This window comes from Saccharopolyspora erythraea NRRL 2338, from assembly GCF_000062885.1.
GTDB classification, from domain to species: Bacteria; Actinomycetota; Actinomycetes; order Mycobacteriales; family Pseudonocardiaceae; genus Saccharopolyspora_D; species Saccharopolyspora_D erythraea.
The window spans coordinates 7,074,745-7,096,045 of record NC_009142.1; the positions used below are offsets into that span (position 1 = coordinate 7,074,745).

Sequence of the window (21,301 nt, forward strand, 5' to 3'; positions counted from 1 at the left end):
CCGCACCCGCCAACCGACCGCCCCGCGGCCGACGCCCGCCTCAACCCGCCCGCGTAGCCCGCCGCTTCTACCCTCGCGTCCGCCCCAATGTCGCTCCCGCCGCGTCTTCGCCCGCGCCCGCCGTGGCCGCCACGAGCGCGCGCGTCGCGGCGTGCTCCGGCGACGTGAGCACCGCCGCCGCCGCGCCCTGCTCGACGATCCGCCCCTGGTCGATCACCGCCACGCGTCCGGCCAGGTGCGCGACCACACCGAAGTCGTGCGTGATCAGCAGCAGGGCGCAGCCCGCACCCTGCTGCAGCTCCGCCAGCAGCTCCACGATCCCGGCCTGGGTCGCGGTGTCCAGGCCCGAGGTGATCTCGTCGCAGATCAGCAGGTCCGGGCCGCTCAGCAGAGCCCGCACCAGCGCCGCCCGCTGCAACTCGCCGCCGGACAGCGCCGCGGGCCTGCGCCGGACCGTGCTTTCCGCGAGGCCGACACGCGCGAGCATCTCCAGCGCCTCCGCGTGCGCGCTCGGTCGTTGCACGCCCCGGAGCAGCTCCGCGGTGCGGGCCACCTGGTCGAGCACCGGCACGAACTCGTTGAACGACGCACGCGCGTCCTGGAAGACGTATTGGATGCGTGCGAGTTGTTCGCGCGTGCGCTTGCGCAGTCGTGACGGCAGGTCGACGCCGTCGAGCCGGATGTTCCCCGACCGCGCCGGATGCAGGCCGGCGATGCAACGCGCGAGCGTCGTCTTGCCGCTGCCGGAACGGCCGACGAGCGCGACGCGCTCGCCCTCCGCGATCTCCAGCGAGACGTTCTCCAACGTGGTCGTGCGCCGATGCCCGGCGTCGAGCCCGTGGACTCCGACCAGGGCCCGGCTCGCCTCTTCTCCTCCGCCGTCCTGCTCGCTCGGCTCCGCGCTGAGCTGGGATTCGACGAGTCGTTGCGTGTACTCGTGTTCCGGCGCTCCCAGCACCTGGCCTGCGCACCCGGACTCGACGATTCGCCCGTCGCGCATCACCAGCACCTGCTCGGCCAGCGAGCGGACGACGTCGAGGTCGTGGGTGAGCAGCAGCACCGCGATGCCCTGAGCGGTCAGGATGCGCAGTTCTTCGACGACCTGCGCGCGGGTGAGTGCGTCCTGGCCGGTGGTCGGCTCGTCGGCGACGACCACCCGGGGGCGGCAGACGAGAGCCTGCGCCAGCACGACGCGTTGCTGCTGGCCCCCGGAAAGCTGGTGCGGGTAGCGGCGGAGGAACTGCTGCTCCGCGGGCAACTGCGCACGCCGCAACGCGTCGAGCACCCGCTCGCGCGCCGAGCGGCGACGCTCGGACCTCGTCCCGGCGCCTAGGTGGCGCCGCGCCATCTCCTCCAGCACCGGACCGATGCGGCGCACCGGGTTCAACGCCGACGACGGCTGCTGCGGGATGTACCCGACGACCGGCCGCCGACCAGCACCGCCGCCGCGACCGCCGTTTCCGCCACCATGCCCGTGACGACCGCCGTCATCGCCGATCCCGCCACTGCGACCGCCGAAAACCCCGTCGTCCCCGCCAGGAACGCCGTCAGCGGCGGCCAGCCCGTCAAGTCCGCCGCCAGCAGGTCCGCCGTTTCCACCGCCATTTCCGCCAAGACCGCCGTCGTCGGCCGCCACCGACACGACGCCGCCGACGGCCGCGCCGGGCGGGTGTTCGCCGAGGAGCGCGAGGCCGGTCGTCGTCTTGCCGCTTCCCGACTCACCGACCAGCGCCGCGACCTCGCCTGCCCGCAGGGTGAAGGTCACGCCGTCGACGAGCCGATCCTCGCCCAGCGACACCGTCAGGCCGTCGACCTCCACCACCACGGCCCGCGCCCCGCCGACCGCGCCCGGTTCACCACTTCCGCCGCGCCCCGCGCCTGGTCCGCCTCTTCCACCACGTCCATCGCCTCCGCCACGGCCCGCGCCATCGCCGGAAACCGATTCCTGCGTCACCCGCGCACCTCCGTACGGCCGCGCCACCACTGGTCGAACACGAGGTTCACGCCCACCGAGAGCGCGATGATCAGCATCGCCGGGAGGGCGACCGCCCACGGCTGGATGAACAGCCCCGTCCGGTTGCGGTCCACCATCGCCGCCCAGTCGCTCGCCTGCGGCGACACCCCGACGCCCAGGAAGCTCGCGGACGCCACCAGGTAGATCGCGCCGGTGAACCGGGTGCCGAAGTCCGCGGCGAGGGTCCGCGCCATGGCCCTGGCCACGTAGCCGATGGCGATGCGCGCCCAGCTCTCCCCCTGCATCCGCATGGCCTCCACCGACGGTCGCGCCGACAGCGAGAGCGCGGAGGCGCGTGCGATGCGGATGACGTCAGGCAGGTTGATCAGCACCACGATGCCGATCAGCACCCACAGCACGTTGGGTGCGATCGACGCGAGCAACAGCAGCATCAGCATCGAGGGGATCGCGAGCACCACGTCCAGCGGCCGCATCACGACCTCGTCGAGCAGCCGGCTCCTGGTCATCCCGGCCAGCAGGCCGATCGGCACGGCCAGCGCGTACGTCGCGGCGGTCGCGACCGCTGCCACGAGCACGACCGACCGGCCGCCGAGCAGCACCTCGTTCCAGACGTCGCGGCCGACGAAGTCCGTCCCGAACAGGTGCCCGCCACCGAGGGTGAAAGCGGCGTCCTTGGACAGGTCACCGGAGGCGAACAGCGGCCCGAACAACGCCAGCAGCAAAGGAATCCCGAGCAGGACGCCCCCGACGACGTACCGCCCGACCGCACGCACGCCATTGCGCTCGACCGCCGCGGCGGGGCGTTCTTCCCTCCGCCGCGCGGACTTCGCCTCCACCGCCGCCACGGGATCCATCCCCTTCGGCTCTCCTCTCATCGCCCCGCCTCCGAAGCCGCCGGCGCCAGGATCCGGGCGACGACGTCGGCGGCGAGGTTCACCAGCACCGTCGTCGTCGCCAGCACCACCGCGAGCCCCTGGATGACCGGCAGGTCGCGGGCCGAGACCGATTCCACCAGCGTCGTCCCCAGTCCCGGCACGACGAAGATCGCCTCGACCACGATCACGCCGCCGATCAGCCAGTCCGCGGTGCGCGCGAGCTGCTGCACGGCGGGGGCGACCGCGTTCGGCAGCGCGTGCGCGAGCTGCACGCGCACGGCCGAGAGTCCCGCCCGGCGCGCCTGCCGGACGTATCCGGAGCGCAGCGCCTCGATCATCCCCGCACGCACGAGCCTGCTCAGCGAGCAGATGGGCCGCAGCAGCAACACCACCACCGGCAGGACCAGCACCGCGGGGCGGCTGAGCAGGTCGGCGCCCACCGCCGTCGGCGGGAACCACCGGAGCTGCACCGCGAACACGGTGACGAGCAGGATTCCCATCGCGAACTCGGGCACCGAGTACAGGCCGAGCGTGCCGGTCGTGATGGCGCGGTCCACGATCCGCCCCTCGCGGTTGGCCGCGAGCACGCCGAGCACCACGGACAGCGGGACGACCAAGGCCAGCGTCAGCCCTGCCAGCAGCAGCGTCGGGCCGACGGTCGAGCCGATGATGTCGGCGACCGCCGCCGGCCCCGCCAGCGACCGGCCGAAGTCGAAGTGCAGCGCGCCGACCAGCCAGTTCCACAGCCGCAGCCAGGCGGGTTCGTCGAGACCGAGCTGCGCGCGCAGCGTCGCGATGACCGCCGGGTCGGGGTTGTCGCCCGCGATGGTCACGGCCGCGTCGCCGGGCAACGCCTCCACCAGCACGAAGACGACCACCAGGACCACCAGCACCTGCAACGCGCCGAGCAGCGCGCGGCGCAGGACGTAGCGCGGGAGGCTCACCCCAGCCACACCTTGTCGAACCGCGCCCAGTCCAGGGTGTTGGCCGGAGCGCGGTCGTCCACCCCGCCGACGTTGGTCGCGGTCGCGACGAGCCAGTCCGACACGCCCCACCACACGAAGCCGCCCTCGTCGTGGAGCTGCCGCTGCATGTCCAGGTAGAGCTGCGCGCGCCGCGCGTTGTCCGGTGTGGACTGCGCCTGCTGGTAGAGCGCGTCGAACTCCGGGCGCTTCCACTTGGTGTTGTTGGTGGTCGAGGTGCTCAGCATCCGCTGCGAGATGTGGGACTCGATCGGCATCGCGCCGGATCGGTAGCTGGCGATGACGCCCTGCTTGGAGATGTCGGACCAGTAGGTGTCCTTGTTGCCGAGCTTGACGTTGAGCGTCACGCCCGCCTTCTTCGCCTGGTCCGCGATGGCCAGCGCCGCCTCGCGCAGGCCGGGCGACACGTCGGAGGTGTCGAGGTCCAGCGTCAGGTTCTCCACGCCCGCCTGCCGGAACAGCGCCCTGGCCCGGTCGAGGTCCTGGTGTCGCTGGGGCAGCGCGTCGGCGTAGTACTGGTAGCCCTTGCCGAACAGGTCGTTGGCGACCTCGCCCGAACCCTGCAGGACCGAGCGCACCAGCTCCTCGCGGTCGATGAGGTGGAAGAACGCCTGCCGGACCTCCAGCCGGTCGAACGGCGGGCGGTCGACCTTCATCGCCAGCGCGTGGAAGTTGCTCTTCGGCAGCCGGTGGATCGCCACCTGCCCGGTGCTCTCGTGGGTGCGCGCGGTGGTCGCGGTCAGGTCGTGGGCGTACTCGACCTGCCTGCCCAGCAGCGCGTTCACCCGGGCCGCCTCGTCGTTGCTCACGAGGATCTCCAGCTCGTCCAGGTAAGGCGCACCGTCCCAGTAGTCCGGGTTGCGGGTGGCCAGGAACGACCTGCCCGGTTCGAAGGAGGCGAACCGGAAGGGTCCCGATCCGACGGGCCGGTCGAAGTTCTCGGCGCCCTCCGGAACGATGTATGCGCCGAGCGTGGACAGCGCGTTCGGGAACTCCGCGTACGGGCGCTTCAGCCGGAACTCCACGGTGCGGTCGTCCACCGCCCTGCTGCCCGGTAGATCGATGACCGACAGGCTCGCCTTCGCCCGGCGGGTGCTGTCCGGGCGAAGGATGCGCTCGTAGCTGTGCAGGACGTCGGCGGCGCGCACCGGGCGACCGTCGTGGAAGTTCGCCTGCCGCAACGTGATCCGCCAGGTGAGCAGGTCGGCGCTGGACTCCCAGCGCTCGGCCAGCCGGGGCTGCGGCGACATGTCCGAGCCGTAGTCGGCGAGCTTGTCGAACAGCGCCTTCGCCCGCGCGATCTCCGAGTAGAGGTCGGTCGCATGCGGGTCGAGCACCTCGTCGGCGCCGCCGCCCGGGAACGCGGCGCGCAGGCGCCCGCCGGGGCGCGCGGCGCCCGGGCCGGGGGCCGATCCCGCGCCGGCGCAGCCGGCGAGGGCGGCCGACGCGGCGGCAGCCGCGGTGAGGCCGAGGAAGCCGCGGCGGTGCAGGCGCGGCCGGTCGGCCGCGTTCTGGTCGGAAGGCATGGGGATTTCCCTTCGGGACGGTGGAACCAGGACGTGGACGCGGGTCGACGGCGGGATTTCGCCGGAAGCGGGACGACGTCGTCACCGGAGGACGCGGCGGCAGGTTCGCACAGACTAACGAAAACGATAATTCTTTTCGACAGTTCGGGTCAAGGTGCCCGGCAACCGGCGTTCAGCCGCCGGAAACCAGGTCCGCAACTGTCCGAGACACAGGCGCCGGTACCGAAGTCGTGGCCTGCCTCGGTGCGATTGGACCGCGGTCCCGCGGCGAGACCGCGGAGTTCGGAGCAGGCACCATGCGGCGACTACACCGCTCCACCTGCGCCGCAGGCCCGCGCGACGAAGTGCAGCCGGTCTCCCGCCAACGCCTCCGACAGCGGAGCATCGGCGTGCCAGGGCGAGTCGGTGCGCGGACCCGGCTCGTCGAACACCGCCAGCACCTCGAAACCGGCACGCTCCAGGTAGGAGCGCAGCTCCAGCGGGAACAGCAGGCGCCACGCCGAGCGCTGGTCGAGCGGTTCCGGGCAGCCCGGCCAGTCCCAGATCCGCCTGCGCCGCAGCAGTTGCGCCGCGTGGTCGATCCAGAGCGTGGTGCGCGATCGATATCCGACGCCGTCCCACTCCACCGTCCGCTCGCGGACGCCGTCGAGTAGCTCGGTGTTGCCGAGGAAGAACGCGCCGTTGCGCATCTCCGCGACCAGCAGTCCGCGTTGGACGAGGTGCGCTCGGCAGAGCTGGAGGAAGCCGTCGAGGTCCTCGTTGGTGTGGCAGTAGAGCAGCGCGCTGTCCAGGCACGTGATGACGTCGAACCGCCGCTCCAGCGCGAAGGAACGCATGTCGGCGACCACGAACTCCCCGTCGGGGCACTGCCGCCGCGCGTACTCGACCATCCGCTCCGACGAGTCGAGTCCGGCGACGTCGCGGCCGCGCTGGCTCCAGTACCGGGCGTCGCGCCCAGTACCGCACCCGATGTCGAGCAGCGAGCCCGCGTCCGGCCCGCCGAAGCGGCGGACGACGTCGTCGACGAAGCGTGCCGCGACGTGGCCCGGGTCGGGGAACTGCTGCTCGTAGAGCGCCGGGTTGTCGGTCAGGAAGTTGCTGCTGGCGACCTGCACTCCGGCTCGCTGCTCCTGGTCTTGGACTCGTTGTGGCACCCGTCTGCTCCTGTTCTGCTTCCCCTGCACCGCCCGGGGCCGTCCGGGTCGAGAATCCCCTTGCGTTCCAGCAAGATCACCGCCGCCGCCGAGGCCAGTCCGATCAGCACGCACAGCGCCGACGGCAGCCACGGCGCCGCGTCCATCGCCCAGCCGATGAGCGCGTTGCCCCCCGCGGCGACCAGTCCCGACGCCAGGTAGAACACGCCGAAGTAGGTGCCCGACAGCGTTTCCCGGCCGAACGACGGGATCAGCTCGTTGACGAAGGGTTGCGCGAGCATCAGTCCGACCGCCAGGCCGAACGCCGTGACCAGGACCGGCAGCAGCCGCAGCGCCGTCGCCCCCGCTCCGTCACCGGCGTTGGGGGCCGGAACCAGCACCGCGGCCAGCGCGGTGACGGCGAAGGCCGCGCCCATGACCGCCATTCCCACGGCGATCGAACGGCCGCGGGACCACCGCCGCTGGTACCGCTGGGTGATGCGCACTTGCAGCGCGAGCGTGGCGGCCGTCGAGACCAGGAAGATCACCGCCACCGGCGCGGACGAGCCGGTGAGCCGCGCCGCTTCCATCGGCAGCACCAGGTAGAGCTGGTTCTGCAGGGCGAACATGCCGGTCAGCGCCGCGGTGAAGGCGAAGAAGCGCCGGTCGCCGAGCACCGCGCGCCAGTCGCCCAGCACCGATGTCGCCGGCCGCTCGACCCGGCGCACGGGCAGCACCACGACCTGCGCCACCGTCAGCCCGGCGAAGATCAGCGCCGCGACCACCGCCGAGAGCTGGAAACCGACCGCGACCAGCGCGCTGCCGAGCAGCGGGCCCAGCAGCGCACCGGTGTTGGCGAAGATGTTGAACAGCGAGAACGCCTCCGCCCGCCGGTCGCCCGCCTCCTGCGCGAGGTAGGCGCGCACCGCGGGGTTGAACAGCGCTCCGGCGAGGCCGCTCAGCACCGACGCGAGCACCAGCACCGGGACCGACGGCCCGAACGCGAAGAGTCCGAAGCCGACCGCGCGCAATGCGCAACCGGCCACGATGACACCTCTGGCACCGAGGCGGTCGGCGGCCGACCCGCCGAGCAGGAACAGGCCCTGCTGGCTGAGGTTGCGCACGCCCAGGACGATGCCGACGACGGCCGCCGACATCCCGAGGTCGTGTCCGAGGTAGCCGGACAGGTACGGGATGAGCAGGTAGAAGCCGGTGTTCACACCGAGCTGGTTGACCAGCAGGACCTGCACGGCGACCGGGAAGCTGCGGATCAGGCGCCAGGTCCTCACGTCTCCCCCGCCCGCCGCACGCATAAGCCCGCCTGGCCGACCACGCGCAGGACGCCGTCCTCGCCGCCGATCCCCGTCCACGGGTCGTGCGCGAGCAGCAGGTGGCCGTCGAGGTCGACCCAGCGGGCCAGGCCCGCGAGGTGCACCGCGGGCGCGATGCCGAGGGAGCTGGCGACCAGGCACCCGAGCATCACCTCGACACCGCGGTCGCGCGCGGCTTCGACGATCCGCATCGCGGCACGGATGCCGCCGCACTTGGCCAGCTTCACGTTGACGCCCCGCACCGAGTCGCCCAGCGCGCGCACTTCGTCGAGCCCGGCGGCGTCCTCGTCGGCGATGACCGGGACCGGTGACCGCCGCGCCACCTCGGCGAGCAGGTGCGGTGTCCCGGCCGGGATCGGCTGCTCGACCGCTTCGACGCCGTGCCGGTGAGCCGCTTCGAGCATCCGGACCGCCTGCTCCGGTTGCCAGGCGCCGTTGGGGTCCAGCAGCAGGCGCGCGCCGGGTGCCGCCCGCCGGATCGCGGCGATCCTTTCCAGCTCCGGCTGCTCTTCGGCACCGACCTTGACCTTGATCAGCTCGAACCCGCGCGCTGCCAGCGATTCCGCCGTCTCGGCCGACCGCTCCAGCGAGGTGATGCCGATCGTGCGGGCGGTCGGGACGCGTTCGGGACGCGGCGCGCCGACCAGTTCGTGCACCGCGACACCCCGGAGCTTCGCGACGAGATCGTGCAGTGCGGCGTCGACCGCGGCCAGCACTCCGGGCGCGTCCGCCGCGAGCGGACCGTCCGGCAACGACGCGAGAAGTCGTTCCGGATCGGAGGATCCCTCGATGACGTCCCGATTCGACTCGAGCAGCGCTTCGATGCGTGCCACGTCGAGGTCGTAGAAGACGCTCGTGACGACCTCGCCGAAGCCCACGACGCCGTCGTGCTCGATCTCCAGGGTCACCGCGCCCCGCTCGTGCATGACCGAGCGCGAAATGCGGAACGGCTCGCGGAGACGCAAATCCCCAGCGGTCCAACGGAACTTCACGCCGGCACCTCCACGAGGGACAGCGGGTCGAGCACCGCGCGGCACCGCGCCCAGCCCTCGACCTCGTCCAGCCGCGGGTGCGCGATCTCCACGGGCCGGGTGGCGACCGGGGTGTCGATGAGCCCGCGCGCCCGGCAGAAGTCGTCGTCGAAGATCGTGTGCAGGTAGCGGTGCGGGCCGTCCGGGAAGACCGTGACCACCCGCGCGCCCGCCTCGACCCGCGCCACCCACGCCGAGACCAGCGCGACCGCGCCGGTGCTCCAGCCGCCGCTGACGAACGAGCGCTCGGCCAGCGTCCGGCACGCCTGCACCGCCTCTGCCGGCCCCACCCAGTGCACCTCGTCGAACTGCGCGTAGTCGACGTTGCGCGGGTGGATGCTGCTGCCGAGCCCGCGCATCACCCTGGGCCGCGCGGGCTGGCCGAAGATCGTCGACCCGACGGTGTCCACACCGACCAGCCGGATCGACGGCCAGTGCCTGCGCAGCGCCCGGATCGTGCCCGCGCTGTGCCCGCCGGAACCGACGCTGCACACCAGCACGTCGGCCGCGCCGAGCTGGTGGACGATCTCCTCGCCGAGCGCGGCGTAGCCGGCCGGGTTGTCGGGGTTGTTGTACTGGTCCGGCCAGTACGCGCCGGGCAGCTCGCGGCACAGCTCACGCACCCGGTCGAGCCGCGCCTGCTGCCAGCCGCCCACCGGGTGCGGGCGGTCGACGACCTCGATGCGGGCGCCGTGGGCCCGCAGCAGCGCCCGCATGCCCGCTTCCAGCTCCCGGTCGACGACCAGCACCACCGGGTGGCCCAGCGCCTGCCCGGCGAAGGCGAGCCCGAGCCCGAGCGTCCCGCTGGTCGACTCCACCACCGGCGCGCCCGGCCGCAGCTCCGCCCGGTGGCGGGCGCCGGCCAGCATCGACAGCGCGGCCCGCGCCTTCATCCCGCCGACGCTGACGCACTCCAGCTTCGCCCAGAAGCCGGGGTGCGGCTGCGGGAGCGGCGTGCTTATGCGCGCCAGCGGGGTGTCCGGCAGCAGCGCGAGGAGGTCGGGGTTGCCGGTCGGCACCCGCTCCTCGATCCGAACAGTCAACAGGTGTCCTTCCCTCACGAGGTGGTTGCGCGCGGCTGCGCCGAGGCAGGCGCGCGAGTGCGCCGAGGCACCGGTGGAAGTGCCGGCCAGGGGCTTTCGCAAGCGGCGTCAGCAGCTCGCGGTGCTGTCTTTGGTCTGGAAGCGGCGCAGCCGCTCGGCCCGACCCCGCGACCGGCACCGCCACGCAAAATCACGTCCGAAACATCCCCTGGACCGAGTAGCGGTAGATCGCGGTCGGCCCGCCGTCGAGCCAGAAGAACGGGTAGGGCTCGGCGGAGACCGCGGTGACGCCGGAGCCGAGGAACCACGGCAGCACGGCGCTGGCCGTCTGCGCGAACAGCACGAACGGCTTGCCCGTCGCCCGCGCGTGCTCCAGCAGCGGCTGGAAGGTGCCGTTGCCGACGACCATGCCCGAGGCGAGCACCGCGTCGCAGCCGTCGAGCGCGGCGTGGGCGTCGGTGGCGATCGGCTCGCCCCATTCCGTCACGCCGCCCTTGCGGTCGCACGGCACGTATCCGCAGCCGCGCTCCCGCAACTGCTGGAGCAGGGAGTTGACCACGCCTACGACGAGCACGCGCTCCGGCTTCCCGGGGACGAGGTCGACGACGGCCCTGGCCCGCTGCACGGACTTGTGCAGGGAGTTCCCGCGCCCGATCACTACCTCTTCGGCCCGCCGCGCGTGCGGCCCGGTCCACATCAGGAACGCGTCGAGCACCGCCGTGCGCACCGCCGCGCTCGGGTGGTGCAGCAGTTCCCGGACCGGGGCGCCGACGCAGTCGAGCACGACCTCCTCGGCGAGCTCGCCCGGCTCCACCGCGCACGATCCCACGGCGTCCTCGACGCGCAGGCTCAGCACGTGGTTGCGGTACGAGCACTCGCGCGACGCGTGCCGAACCCCTTGCTGGGTGAGGAATCCGAGGCTGGCGGTGGCGTCGGCGATCGCGGGCGAGATCCGTCCATCCAGGACCCGGCCGACGAGGTCGTCGAGCGATTCGACGCGCGGAGTTGCAGGCTCGCCCGGTCCACTCCCCGATTCGGCGTTCGCGACGGCATTCGCTCCGAGTGCGGTGTTCACGCGGGCACTTCCTCGGCGTAGCGGACGTCCAGGCCGCCGACCAGCGCCTCCGCCTTCGCCCTGGCCCGCCCCGGGTCCGGCGCGGTCACCATCACGTGGCCCAGGTAGTTGTTGTTGCTGGTGGCGGGTCCCGAGCGGTGGCCGGAGGACTTGAACTTCCAGTCCACGACGCCGTCAGCCCCGTCGAGATCCTGGACGCCGACGACCTCGCCGATCACGCCTTCCTTCGGCGGCAGCAGGAACGAGATCGCCGCGCTGCCCGCCCCGGTCTCCGCCCGTTCCAGCGCAGGTTCCTCGCCGAGCGCCACCTGCGCGTAGGCGGCGGCGAGGTCGATGCCGGTCACCCGCCGCACCAACTCGGTGATCTGGTTGCCCGCAGGCCTGGGGTTGACCTCGACGATCCGCGGACCGTCCGGGGTGAGCTTGAGCTCCGTGTGCCCGACGACGTTGTCCAGGCCGAGCGCCTCGACCGCCGCGACGGCGGTCTCGACGACCGCTCGCTCGGTGTCGAGGTCCAGCGCCGCCGGGAACATGTGCCCGGTCTCGACGAACCACGGCGCCCCGGCGATGCTCTTGTCCGTCACGCCGATGACGGACGTCCGGCCCCGGGACGTCACCGTCTCCACGCTCACCTCCGGGCCGGTGAGCAGTTCTTCCAGCAGCACCAGCGGATTGCGCCGCTGCCCGCGGGCGTTGACCGGGAACTGCCGCAGGGCGGCGTATGCGTCGCGCAGTTCCACGTCGTCGGTGACCTTGCGCACGAACATCCCGGCGCACAGGTCGACGGGCTTGAGCACGAGCGGATAGCCCAGCGCGGCGGCGGCTTCCTCCAGGCCGGCGGCGCTCTCGGCGAGCGCGAACGCCGGACCGGGCACACCCGCTTCGCGCAGCGCGCGGCGGGTGAGGTCCTTGCTGCACGCGCGTTCCACCGCCTCCGGCGGCGCGCCGGGCAGCCCCAGCCGGGCCGCGATGTGCGCGACCGCGGGGAGGTAGTAGTCGCACGAGGTCAGCACCCCGTCGAACCCGAGCACGGGCTGCAACCGCGCGACGTGCTCGGCCAGCGCCGCGACGTCGTTGGTCTCGGTGGTGAGCAGGTTCTCCGCCCCCAGCAGCGGGTGCGCCCCCGGCACCGGACTGGATCGCAGGTAGTGGTGCAGGTCTCGGGTGATGAAGCTGAACCGGTGCCCGGATTCCCGGATGCCCCGGGGAAGCAGTGCGCTCATCGCGCCTACCCAGCTCTCGACCATCAGCAGGTGGCCCACGGAGCTCCCTCGTTCATGGTTGTTCACGACGATCGGCGATGATAATCGTTGTCAATAAGCTCCACAACCTTCGATCGTGTAGGACCGGAAGTGACTCATCGTGATCGCCTTGCGTCTCTGCCTCGCCACCGCACTCGCGACGTCCCTGCTCGCCGCCGGTCCGCCTGCCGCGGCTGAACCGCACTTCGGCCCCTGTCCACCGGACGTCGGGACCAGCGACGACGTCCCCACCGCACCCCCTGTCGAATGCGCGACCATCGACGTCCCGCTCGACTACGACGACCCGGGCGGGCGAACACTGCCGGTGGCGATCTCCCGCATCCGCGCCACCGGCACGCCGCGGGAGTACCGGGGCGCCCTGCTGGTGAACCCGGGCGGGCCGGGCGGCTCCGGACTCGGCTACGCGGCGGAGAAGCGGGCCAAGTTGCCTGAGCCGGTCCAGCGCTCCTTCGACGTCATCGGCTTCGACCCGCGCGGAGTGGGGCGCAGCGCCCCCGTCGACTGCGGTCCCGCGGGCGGGCTCTTCCAGCACCCCGCGCCCGATCCGGTGCCCACCGACCCGGCGAGCGAACAGGCCTACCTCGGGCAGTTGCGGCACCTGGCCGGCGACTGCGTGCGCCACGTCGGCGACGTCCTGCCGCACGTCAGCACCGCGAACACCGCACGGGACATGGACGTCATCCGCGAGGCGTTGGGGAAGCGGGAGCTGAACTTCCTCGGCGTTTCGTACGGCACGTACCTGGGCGCCGCCTACGCGGCGCAGTTCCCCCGGCGGACCGGCCGGATGGTGCTCGACAGCGTCGTGAGCCCCGACGACTGGCACGACTTCGACGTCCAGCAGGGATTCGCGATGGTCGAGCAGCGGGACGTGCTGTTCCGCTGGGTCGCCGCGCACCCGTCGCTCGGACTTGGCGCGACAGCGGAAGAAGTGCGGGCGAACTACACCGAGGCGCGTGCCCGCCTCAGCGCGCATCCGGCGGCGGGCGGTGTCGGGCCCGCGGAGTTCGACCGGTTCGTGTACCGGACTCTCTCCCGCACCGAGCGCTGGGAGCCGTTCGCCCACGCGCTGAGCGCTTTGCTCGCCTCCGGCGACGCATCCGGGTTCGAACCCGCCGAACCGGAAGGCGATACGGAGTCCCGCAACTACGAAGCGGCGCTGCGGACCGTCAAGTGCGCCGACAGCGCCCGGCCGAGGGCGGAGGAGGTCGTCCACGACGTCCGCGCTCTCCGCGCGGCGGATCCTCTGCCAGTCCTGACCGGACTCGAAGCGACGACGTGCGCTTTCTGGCCCGCGCCAAGGGAGAAAGCCCGGCTCGGCAGCCCCGCGATGCCACCGGTCCTGCTCACCCAGGCCGCGCACGACCCCACCACACCGCTGGCCGGCGCCCGGCGGATGCAGCGGGTGCTCCCCGGTTCGCGGATGGTCACGCTGGACGACGGCTACTCCCACGGCGTGTTCGCCAGCCAGCGCAACGCCTGCGTCGACGACACGGCCGCGGCCTACCTGGTGAGCGGACGGCTGCCGCACGAGGACGTCGAGTGCGCGGGCGGCGGGCTACCGCGGGTTCGCGCGGTGACCTCCCAGCCATAGCGCAGCCTTAAAGGAAAGCTATGACCGAGGTGCGGCGGCGGCCGCCACAATGACCTGATCTGGGCTCTGACCAGCAGTGATGCCCGCATAATGCGGGAAATCCGCGGACTGGAGCGCGGCGGTGCTCGTGGGCCATGATCCGTGCGCCCCGAACGAGAGCTCCGGATCGCGGTGCCCCGACACCGCGATCCGGCAGGAACATGAGGAGTTTCGACGTGAACCTGCGCCGCAAGGCGGCCGCCGCCGCCACCCTCGGTGGTCTGTCCATCGTCGGCACGTTGCTCGCCCCGCAGGCGGCGTTCGCCCACGGGGACATGCAGGCCCCTGCCGGGCGGGCCTACACCTGCTACCTCGAAGGCGCCGAGACCCCGCAGTCCGAGGGCTGCAAGGGAGTCGTCGCCGAGAACGGCCCCGCCCCGATCTACGACTGGATGAGCAACCGGATCGGCGACGCGAACGGCAGGCACCAGGAGCTGATCCCGGACGGCAGGCTCTGCAGCGCCAACAACCCGCAGTTCTCGGGCTTCGACAAGCCCGCGACCGCGTGGCCGACCACCCAGCTGAAGACCGGCGACGTCGCCTTCGACTTCAAGGCGACCGCCAAGCACAAGGGCTACTTCGACCTCTACATCACCAAGGACGGCTGGGACCCGACGCAGCCGCTGGGTTGGGACGACCTCGAAGCCCGGCCCTTCATGCACGTCGAGAACCCGCCGGACACCGCGGAGGGCTACTCCCTGGCGGGCAAGGTGCCCGAAGGCAAGACGGGCCGGCACGTGATCTACACGATCTGGCAGCGCACCGACAGCCCGGAGGCGTTCTACTCGTGCTCGGACGTCGTCTTGAGTCAGCAGGGCACCGCGCGGACCGAACAGCTCGAAGCCCGGAAGCCCGCCGACGCCGCACCCTCGGCCGCCCACGACCACGGGTCGCACGCGACGGGCGAATCGCACGAGTCGCACGCGGGGCATGAGTCGCACGCGGGGCGCCAGCCCGCGCCCGCCGCCCCGGCGCCCGCCCCGGCCGCGCAGTCGCCGAGCCTGTGGGAGCGGTTCGTCGGCTTGTTCGGCTGATCCCGGGTCGCGCACGAGTCGGCGCGCCCCACGCGAAGGGGCCCTTCCCGCTGCCGCGGCGGGAAGGGGCCCTCCTTCTCCCATCCACCCGTCAGCCGGCACCGATACCGGTGATCGACCGGACCTCCATCTCCGCCGACCGGCGCCTGCTCACCTGTCCGCCGCCCAGCAGGGTGCCGGCGTAGCCGCACAGGAAAGAGACCGGGATGGAGACGATGCCCGGGTTGCTGAGCGGGAACCACGCGAAGTCCACGCCGGGCGCGATCGAGTCCGGCGAGCCCGACACCACCGGCGAGAAGACCACCAGCAGCAGGCACGAACCCAGGCCGCCGTAGATGCCCCAGAGCGTGCCCCGGGTGTTGAACCGCCGCCAGAACAGCGAGAACAGCAGCGTCGAGAGGTTCGCCGAGGCCGCGAACGCGAACGCCAGCGCCACCAGGAACGCGATGTTCTGCCCGTTGACCAGGATGCCGCCCGCGATGGCCGCCGCACCGATCACGACCGCCGTCACCCGCGCGACCCGCACCTCCGAGTCGGGGTCGGCCCTCCCGCCGCGCAGGATGTTGGCGTAGACGTCGTGGGCGAACGAAGCCGACGCCGTCAGAGTCAGGCCGGCGACCACGGCCAGGATCGTGGCGAACGCGACCGCGGCGATGACACCGAGCAGCACCGTTCCGCCCACCCGGTAGGCCAGCAGCGGCGCCGCCGAGTTCTGCCCGCCCGGTGCCGCGAGGATCGCCTCGGTGCCGCTGACCGCGCCCGCGCCGTAGCCGATGACGAGCGTGCAGATGTAGAACAACGCCATCGTGCACGTCGCCCACACCACCGAACGCCGCGCCTGCCTGGCGTCGGGCACGGTGTAGAAGCGCATCAGCACGTGCGGCAGTCCGGCCACGCCGAGCACCAGCGCCAGGGACAGCGAGACGAAGTCGAGCTTCGTCATGGCGTTCTCCCCGTACTGCGCCCCAGGATCGAAGATCCGCTCACCGAGCGGGTTCTTCTCCGCGGCCTGCTGGAGCAGCGAGGTGAGGCTGAACCCGAACTTGCCGAGCAGGAACAGCGTGATCAGCAGGACGCACAGCATCAGCATCGCGGCCTTGATGATCTGCACCCACGTCGTGCCCTTCATGCCGCCGACCAGCACGTAGGCGACCATGACGAAGCCGACGACGGTGATCACGACGGCCTGGCCACCGCTGCTGTGCACGTCGAGCAGCAGCGCCACCAGCCCGCCCGCGCCCGCCATCTGCGCGATCATGTACGCCAGCGAGATCACGATGGTCGACACCGCGGAGGCGGCCCGAACCGGACGCTGCCGCATCCGGAAGCTGAGCACGTCGCCCATGGTGAACCGGCCGGTGTTGCGCGTGAGCTCGGCGACCAGCAGCAGGTTCACCAGCCAGCCGACGAGGAACCCGATGGAGTACAGGAACCCGTCGTAGCCGTACACCGCGATCGCCCCGGCGATGCCCAGGAAGGACGCCGCCGACAGGAAGTCGCCGGAGAGCGCGATTCCGTTCTGCGCGCCGTTGAAACCGCCGCCCGCGGCGTAGTAGTCCGACGTGGTGCCCATGCTGCTGGCCCGGTAGACCACGAACAGCGTGATCAGCACGAACACGCCGAAGATGCTGATGTTGAGCACCGGGTTGGCCGCGATCACCGCGGATCACCTCCGAGGTGGCGGTCGCGCAGCTCGGCGATCCGCGGGTCGAGCTCGCGGACCGCGAAGCGCACGTAGAGCGCGGTGATCAGCAGCGTCGAGGCGAACTGGCCGACGCCCATGACCAGCCCCACGTTGATCACGCCGGCCAGCCGGACCGACATGACGCCGGGGAAGTAGGCGGCCAGCACGACATAACCGAGGTACCAGACGAAGAACAGCACGCTCGTCGGGAAGACGAACGCGCGCAGCCGGTACTTCAGCTCGAGGAAGTCGGGGCTCTCGGCGATGCGGACGAAGTCCAGCGGGGCCTCCGGGTCCTGCGCCACCGACGTCTGGTCGATCGCACCGAAGGTGGCCGGTCGTCTCCCGCCCGCGGATCTCGTCTGCGACGGGGACTGGGGTGCGTAGGGCATGCGTCCTTCCAAGCGGTCTGTCGTCGCGCGTGCGGGACCACCGGGCGGCACCGCCTGCCGCCGCGGTTCGCGCGTTCCACGTTTTCGTACGGCTTCGCGAATCCCTTGGCGCCGACAACCGCGAGCTGGATGTCCCCAGCGACGCCAACAGCGCCGGAAGTTTAGCGACAGATCCGCGCAGCGGAAGATGCCGCAGCGACACAGCACACGCTTTGATGAATTCGTCGATCACGCACAGTTCCGGATCATGGTCGGAGCTGCTCGAACACCTGCCCGGAACCCGCTTTCACCGCCACTCGGCGGATCGGTGTCGAGATCAAGTCGCCGCAGGTCAACAGCGTTGTTCCGGCAGCGCGCGGCGGCTCATCGACGCGTGCGGAACGAGCCTGAACCGCTGTTCTAACCGAGTGATGCGCAATTCCCACCCATCAGGTGAAAAAGTGCTCCCCGCTCCGGGGACCCCGTTCACAATCGGTGTCCGCCGGTTCGGCGCCTCGGCGCCGACCTGACGCGAACGATCTTCTTCGCACGAAATATTGCTGGTCAGCAAGCTGAAACGAAGAACGTCGGCTGATCGTTAGCGTCCTGTAGTCTTCTGCAACTGACAACCGGAGAGCAAAAGCGACCCGTGGGCGGATGCATACGCCACGGCAATCGCGACTTCACACATTCGGGTGCAAAAACCGTGCCGGCCGGCCCGAAAGCATCCCGGAACGGCACTCGCCGCGCCGGGAGAACCGCCACGCAACAACGAACGATGGGCTGCACCTTGCCCACAGACGAACGCGCTGTTGGCGAAATCGATTCGACCGCGCGGGAAGGGACTGCGTCGTGAGCAGCGGATCCGACAACGCACCCGCGGCCGCGATCCGGGCGTCCGCGTGGTCGCGCGCCGCATGGCGGATCACGCAGTGGCGCAACTGGAGGCTGGCGTCCAAGCTGACCGCGGTCGTGCTCGTCCCGGCGGTCTTCGCGCTCAGCCTCGGCGTGCTGCAGATCCAGGACCAGATCGAGCACGCCTCGGGCTACGCCGAGATGGGCCGCGTGGTCACCGCGGCGGGGTCGGTGCGCACCACCGTCGGCCACCTGCAGGACGAGCGGACCCGTTCCGCGGAGTTCCTCGCGGGCGGCCACGTGGCGCCCCAGGCGCTGCAGGACCACTTCACCACCACCGACCGCGCGCTGGACCACCACCTCCAGGTCTTGCGCACCCACGTCGGCGACAACGTCGTGGTGCGGCTAGCCCGCCAGGACGCCGACCGCAAGACCGCCGAGATCCCGCAGCTGCGCAAGCAGATCCTCGGCACCCACCTCGACCCCGGGGTGGCGGTCAACTCCTACACCGAGATCATCGGCGCGCTGCTGGCGCTGGACCGGGCGCTGGTCAGCCAGATCTCCTCCGCCGAGCTGACCGCCACCGCGATCAGCGTGCACGAGCTGGCCAAGATCGGCGAAGAGGTGCGGCTCCAGCAGGCCGTGGTCCTCATGGGGCTGACCCGCGACCGCCTCAACGCCAGGGACATGGCGCTGCTCGGCTCCAGCGAGGCGCGGCGGGCCGCGGCGCTGCGCGAGTTCCGCGCCACCGCCGCCCCGCAGGAGCGGATGGCCTACGACCGGATGTACCTCAGGCCGGAGGTCTCCAGCCGCGAGACCACGCTGCAGACGGCGATGACCGAACGCAGGCCGGGCGAGTCCGAGCTGTCGGCGATGCAGGTCGCCCCGGCGATGTGGGACAGCCAGTCGCGGGCGGCGCTCAGCGCGCTCGGGGACATCCAGTCCCGCTTGGAACAGCGGTTGCACGACACGGCGTTCGCCCTGCAGGACAACTCCAGCAACCTCGCGGGCCTGGAGTCGGTGATCCTGCTGACCGCGCTGATGCTCGCGGGTGCGGTCGCCGTCCTGGTCGCCCGGCAGCTGCTGGTGTCGCTGGCGCTGCTGCGCCGCAGCGCGCTGGACACCGCCAGCACCCAGCTGCCGCAGGCGGTGTCGGACATCCTCGACGGGTACGACCCGGAGGAGATCGAGCAGGTGCCGGTGCACACCACCGAGGAGGTCGGCGAGGTCGCCAGGGCCTTCGACACCGTGCACTCCCAGGCGGTCGCCCTGGCCGCCGAGCAGGCCGGTCTGCGCCGCAGCTACAGCGACTCGTTCATCAACGTCTCGCGCCGCAGCCAGAGCCTCCTCGAACGCCAGCTCCGGCTCTTCGAGCAGCTCGAACGCGACGAGGAGGACCCCGACCAGCTCGCGACGCTGTTCCAGCTCGACCACCTGGCCACCCGGATGCGGCGCAACAACGAGAACCTGATGGTGCTCTCCGGGTCCGACCTCGCCCGCCGGTTCACCCGGCCGGTCCCGCCCGCCGACCTGGTGCGCGCGGCGGTCTCCGAGATCGAGCACTACCCGCGGGTCATCGTGCAGCCGCTGCCGGAGGCCAGGGTCCTCGGCTACGCGGCCGGCGACCTGGTGCGCCTGCTCGCCGAGCTGCTGGACAACGCCGCGAACTTCTCGGCGCCGCAGACGAACGTGATGGTCACCGGGCACCGGCGCGGCGACGGGGAGCTGGTGATCGACATCGTCGACCGGGGCATCGGCATGGGTGCCGACGAGCTGGACGCGGCCAACGACCGGCTCCTGAGCGACGGCGAGATCGAGCTGTCGACCTCCCGCCGGATGGGGTTGTTCGTGGTCGGCAGGCTGGCCGCCCGGCACGACATCGACGTCGAGCTGCACCCCGGCCCGGACGGCACCGGGCTGCGGGCCAGCGTCGGAGTGCGCGCGGAGCTGCTGGTCGAGCCGCCGCCGTCGACGGCGGCGGCCAGGGTCAACGGCGTCGTCCACAACGAGATGCCGGTGTCGCGGGCCAGGAGCGAGGACACCCTGGTCGAGGAGTTCGACTGGGACGCCGCCGAGCAGGACGCCACCGCGCATGAGACCGCCGGACACGACACCGCCGCACAGGCGCCTCCGGTGCGCAACGGCTTCCACCTGCTCAACCCGGAACCCGAAACCGAGGCGCGCGAACCGGTCATCCCCGCCCAGCCGTCCCCTCTCCCGCAACGGAGTCCTGGCGGTCACGGCAACAACGGGACGCCGCGGCACGAAAGCGTCAACGGCACACCGCAGCGCGCCACGAACGGCACGCCGCAGCACGAGAGCGCGGGTGGACCACCCCAGCACGCGGCCCCCGGCACCACCGCGTTCCAGCCCGGCGCCAACGGCGCGGTCTTCCAGCCCGGCGCCAACGGCGCGGCCCTCCATGGCGGTGCGAACGGCGCGGCCTTCCACGGTGGTCCGAACGGTGCGGTTGCCCACGGCGGTCCGAACGGTGCCGCTTTCCACCGCGGTGCCAACGGAACGCGGTTCCAGCACCGCGCCGGCGGGGCGCAGGCCGGCACGAACGGCGCGCGCTTGCACGGCGGCGCGAACGGTGCACCGCAACAGCACGCGGCGCCGGTGCAGAACGGCCACGACCTCCCGACGCCCATTTTCGACGACCTCGCGTCCGCCTGGTTCCAGGTCTCGCAACCACCGGACCCGGACGGCGTGGACGGTGCGGGCAGCAGCGTCCGGTGGCCCGCGCGTCCCGCCGACGACGCGGACATCGCCACGCACACGCAGAAGTTCCCGGCCGCGCGCCCGGATTCCGAGCTGCCGCCGGTCGCACCGGCCGACGTGTTCGGGACCGCGGGCGACGCGGCGGACGGCACCGGCACCAACTGGGCCTTCACCAACGACCAGGCCCGCCGCCGCGCCGAGGAAGTCTCGGCCGCCGAGCCGGAGGACTACACCTCGGTCGGCCTGCCCCTCCGCGTCCCGCGGGCCAACCTGGTCGCGGGCAGCGCCGCCGGCGCCCACAACGGCGATCCGTCGCTCCTGCAACGCGATCCCGACGCCGCACGGGGCAGGCTGTCCAGCTTCCAGAACGGCCTGCGCCGGGGCCGCCACCGGCACGAGCCCACCGCGCAGGCCGCACCGCCAGCGCCGGAACAGGCCCCGCGGCTCGCCCTGCCCGCACCGGCGCCGGTGCCCGACGGCAGCGACGAACCGACGGAGCTGGTGCACCCGGTCGAGATCGAGAACGCGCCCGCTCCCCCCGACGAAGAGGTCGACTACACCTCCGCCGGTCTGCCCCGCAGGAGCCCGCGCGCGCAACTGCTGCCCAGCGCGAGCGCGGCCGGCCAGCCGGCCGCGGCGCCGCGGCGCGACGCCGACCAGATGCGCGGCAGGCTCACCAGCTTCCAGCGCGGTGTCCGCGAGGGCAAGCACACCCTGCGCGAGCACGCCGACGGCACGGCCGAGTAGCGCCGGCGGCGGGGAGCACAACCAG

At 71.9% G+C, this 21,301-nt stretch carries 15 protein-coding genes; 3 read left to right on the forward strand and 12 right to left on the reverse strand.

Features of this window, described 5'->3' with window-relative positions:
* Positions 1-67 precede the first annotated feature (67 nt).
* From SACE_RS30370 to SACE_RS30415, 10 genes are all read right to left on the reverse strand, one after another.
* Complete coding sequence (locus SACE_RS30370; RefSeq protein ID WP_009950603.1) at positions 68-1,825, reverse strand: ABC transporter ATP-binding protein; 1,758 nt, start codon at positions 1,823-1,825, stop codon at positions 68-70.
* A 125-nt stretch (positions 1,826-1,950) separates the two neighbouring features.
* A complete protein-coding gene (locus SACE_RS30375; RefSeq protein WP_021341667.1) occupies positions 1,951-2,829 on the reverse strand; it encodes an ABC transporter permease in 879 nt (292 codons plus the stop codon).
* Between the two features lie 17 nt (positions 2,830-2,846).
* Entirely contained in the window at positions 2,847-3,794 is a 948-nt protein-coding gene (locus tag SACE_RS30380; protein ID WP_011875013.1) for an ABC transporter permease, read from the reverse strand.
* On the reverse strand, positions 3,791-5,359 hold the full coding sequence (locus SACE_RS30385) for an ABC transporter substrate-binding protein (RefSeq protein ID WP_011875014.1): 1,569 nt from the start codon (positions 5,357-5,359) through the stop codon (positions 3,791-3,793). Before SACE_RS30385 ends, SACE_RS30380 begins: the two co-directional genes overlap by 4 nt.
* 305 nt (positions 5,360-5,664) lie before the next feature.
* A complete protein-coding gene (locus SACE_RS30390) occupies positions 5,665-6,513 on the reverse strand; it encodes a class I SAM-dependent DNA methyltransferase (protein ID WP_011875015.1) in 849 nt (282 codons plus the stop codon).
* Complete coding sequence (locus tag SACE_RS30395) at positions 6,447-7,781, reverse strand: MFS transporter (protein WP_011875016.1); 1,335 nt, start codon at positions 7,779-7,781, stop codon at positions 6,447-6,449. The genes SACE_RS30390 and SACE_RS30395 overlap by 67 nt, the downstream gene beginning before the upstream one ends.
* Positions 7,778-8,815 (reverse strand): dipeptide epimerase, encoded by a 1,038-nt coding sequence (locus SACE_RS30400; RefSeq protein WP_037303788.1) that lies wholly within the window; start codon positions 8,813-8,815, stop codon positions 7,778-7,780. The genes SACE_RS30395 and SACE_RS30400 overlap by 4 nt, the downstream gene beginning before the upstream one ends.
* The gene (locus SACE_RS30405) at positions 8,812-9,897 is read right to left on the reverse strand and encodes a PLP-dependent cysteine synthase family protein (RefSeq protein ID WP_011875018.1); all 1,086 of its coding nucleotides are present in this window, start codon (positions 9,895-9,897) and stop codon (positions 8,812-8,814) included. Before SACE_RS30405 ends, SACE_RS30400 begins: the two co-directional genes overlap by 4 nt.
* A 190-nt stretch (positions 9,898-10,087) precedes the next feature.
* On the reverse strand, positions 10,088-10,972 hold the full coding sequence (locus SACE_RS30410; protein WP_009946048.1) for a Rossmann-like domain-containing protein: 885 nt from the start codon (positions 10,970-10,972) through the stop codon (positions 10,088-10,090).
* Positions 10,969-12,234: an ATP-grasp domain-containing protein gene (locus SACE_RS30415; protein ID WP_011875020.1), complete on the reverse strand. Its 1,266-nt coding sequence runs from the start codon at positions 12,232-12,234 to the stop codon at positions 10,969-10,971. The genes SACE_RS30410 and SACE_RS30415 overlap by 4 nt, the downstream gene beginning before the upstream one ends.
* Before the next feature lie 100 nt (positions 12,235-12,334).
* Here SACE_RS30415 and SACE_RS30420 point away from each other — a divergent pair, with 100 nt between their 5' ends.
* Both SACE_RS30420 and SACE_RS30425 read left to right on the forward strand, forming a co-directional pair.
* Positions 12,335-13,825: an alpha/beta hydrolase gene (locus tag SACE_RS30420; RefSeq protein ID WP_009946046.1), complete on the forward strand. Its 1,491-nt coding sequence runs from the start codon at positions 12,335-12,337 to the stop codon at positions 13,823-13,825.
* Positions 13,826-14,040: 215 nt separating this feature from the next.
* Positions 14,041-14,898, forward strand: coding sequence for a lytic polysaccharide monooxygenase auxiliary activity family 9 protein (locus tag SACE_RS30425; RefSeq protein ID WP_009946045.1), 858 nt, complete (start codon positions 14,041-14,043; stop codon positions 14,896-14,898).
* A gap of 91 nt (positions 14,899-14,989) precedes the next feature.
* Here the strand turns inward: SACE_RS30425 and SACE_RS30430 are convergent, their stop codons facing one another.
* Together SACE_RS30430 and SACE_RS30435 are read right to left on the reverse strand one after the other, a co-directional pair.
* Positions 14,990-16,558 (reverse strand): solute symporter family protein, encoded by a 1,569-nt coding sequence (locus tag SACE_RS30430; RefSeq protein ID WP_009946044.1) that lies wholly within the window; start codon positions 16,556-16,558, stop codon positions 14,990-14,992.
* Positions 16,555-16,974 carry a DUF485 domain-containing protein gene (locus SACE_RS30435; RefSeq protein ID WP_009946043.1) on the reverse strand — a complete coding sequence of 140 codons (420 nt, stop codon included), beginning with the start codon at positions 16,972-16,974 and terminating at the stop codon, positions 16,555-16,557. The genes SACE_RS30430 and SACE_RS30435 overlap by 4 nt, the downstream gene beginning before the upstream one ends.
* An 831-nt stretch (positions 16,975-17,805) precedes the next feature.
* On the opposite strand from SACE_RS30435, the gene SACE_RS39860 reads away from it, so the two are divergent.
* Complete coding sequence (locus SACE_RS39860; RefSeq protein WP_009946042.1) at positions 17,806-21,276, forward strand: nitrate- and nitrite sensing domain-containing protein; 3,471 nt, start codon at positions 17,806-17,808, stop codon at positions 21,274-21,276.
* The last annotated feature ends 25 nt before the right edge of the window (positions 21,277-21,301 follow it).

Bases quoted from the DNA above. Each gene is read 5' to 3' on its own strand.
- SACE_RS30435 (WP_009946043.1), bottom strand. From the start codon at position 16,974: ATGCCCTACGCACCCCAGTCCCCGTCGCAGACGAGATCCGCGGGCGGG.
- SACE_RS30385 (WP_011875014.1), bottom strand. From the start codon at position 5,359: ATGCCTTCCGACCAGAACGCGGCCGACCGGCCGCGCCTGCACCGCCGC.
- SACE_RS30375 (WP_021341667.1), bottom strand. From the start codon at position 2,829: ATGGATCCCGTGGCGGCGGTGGAGGCGAAGTCCGCGCGGCGGAGGGAA.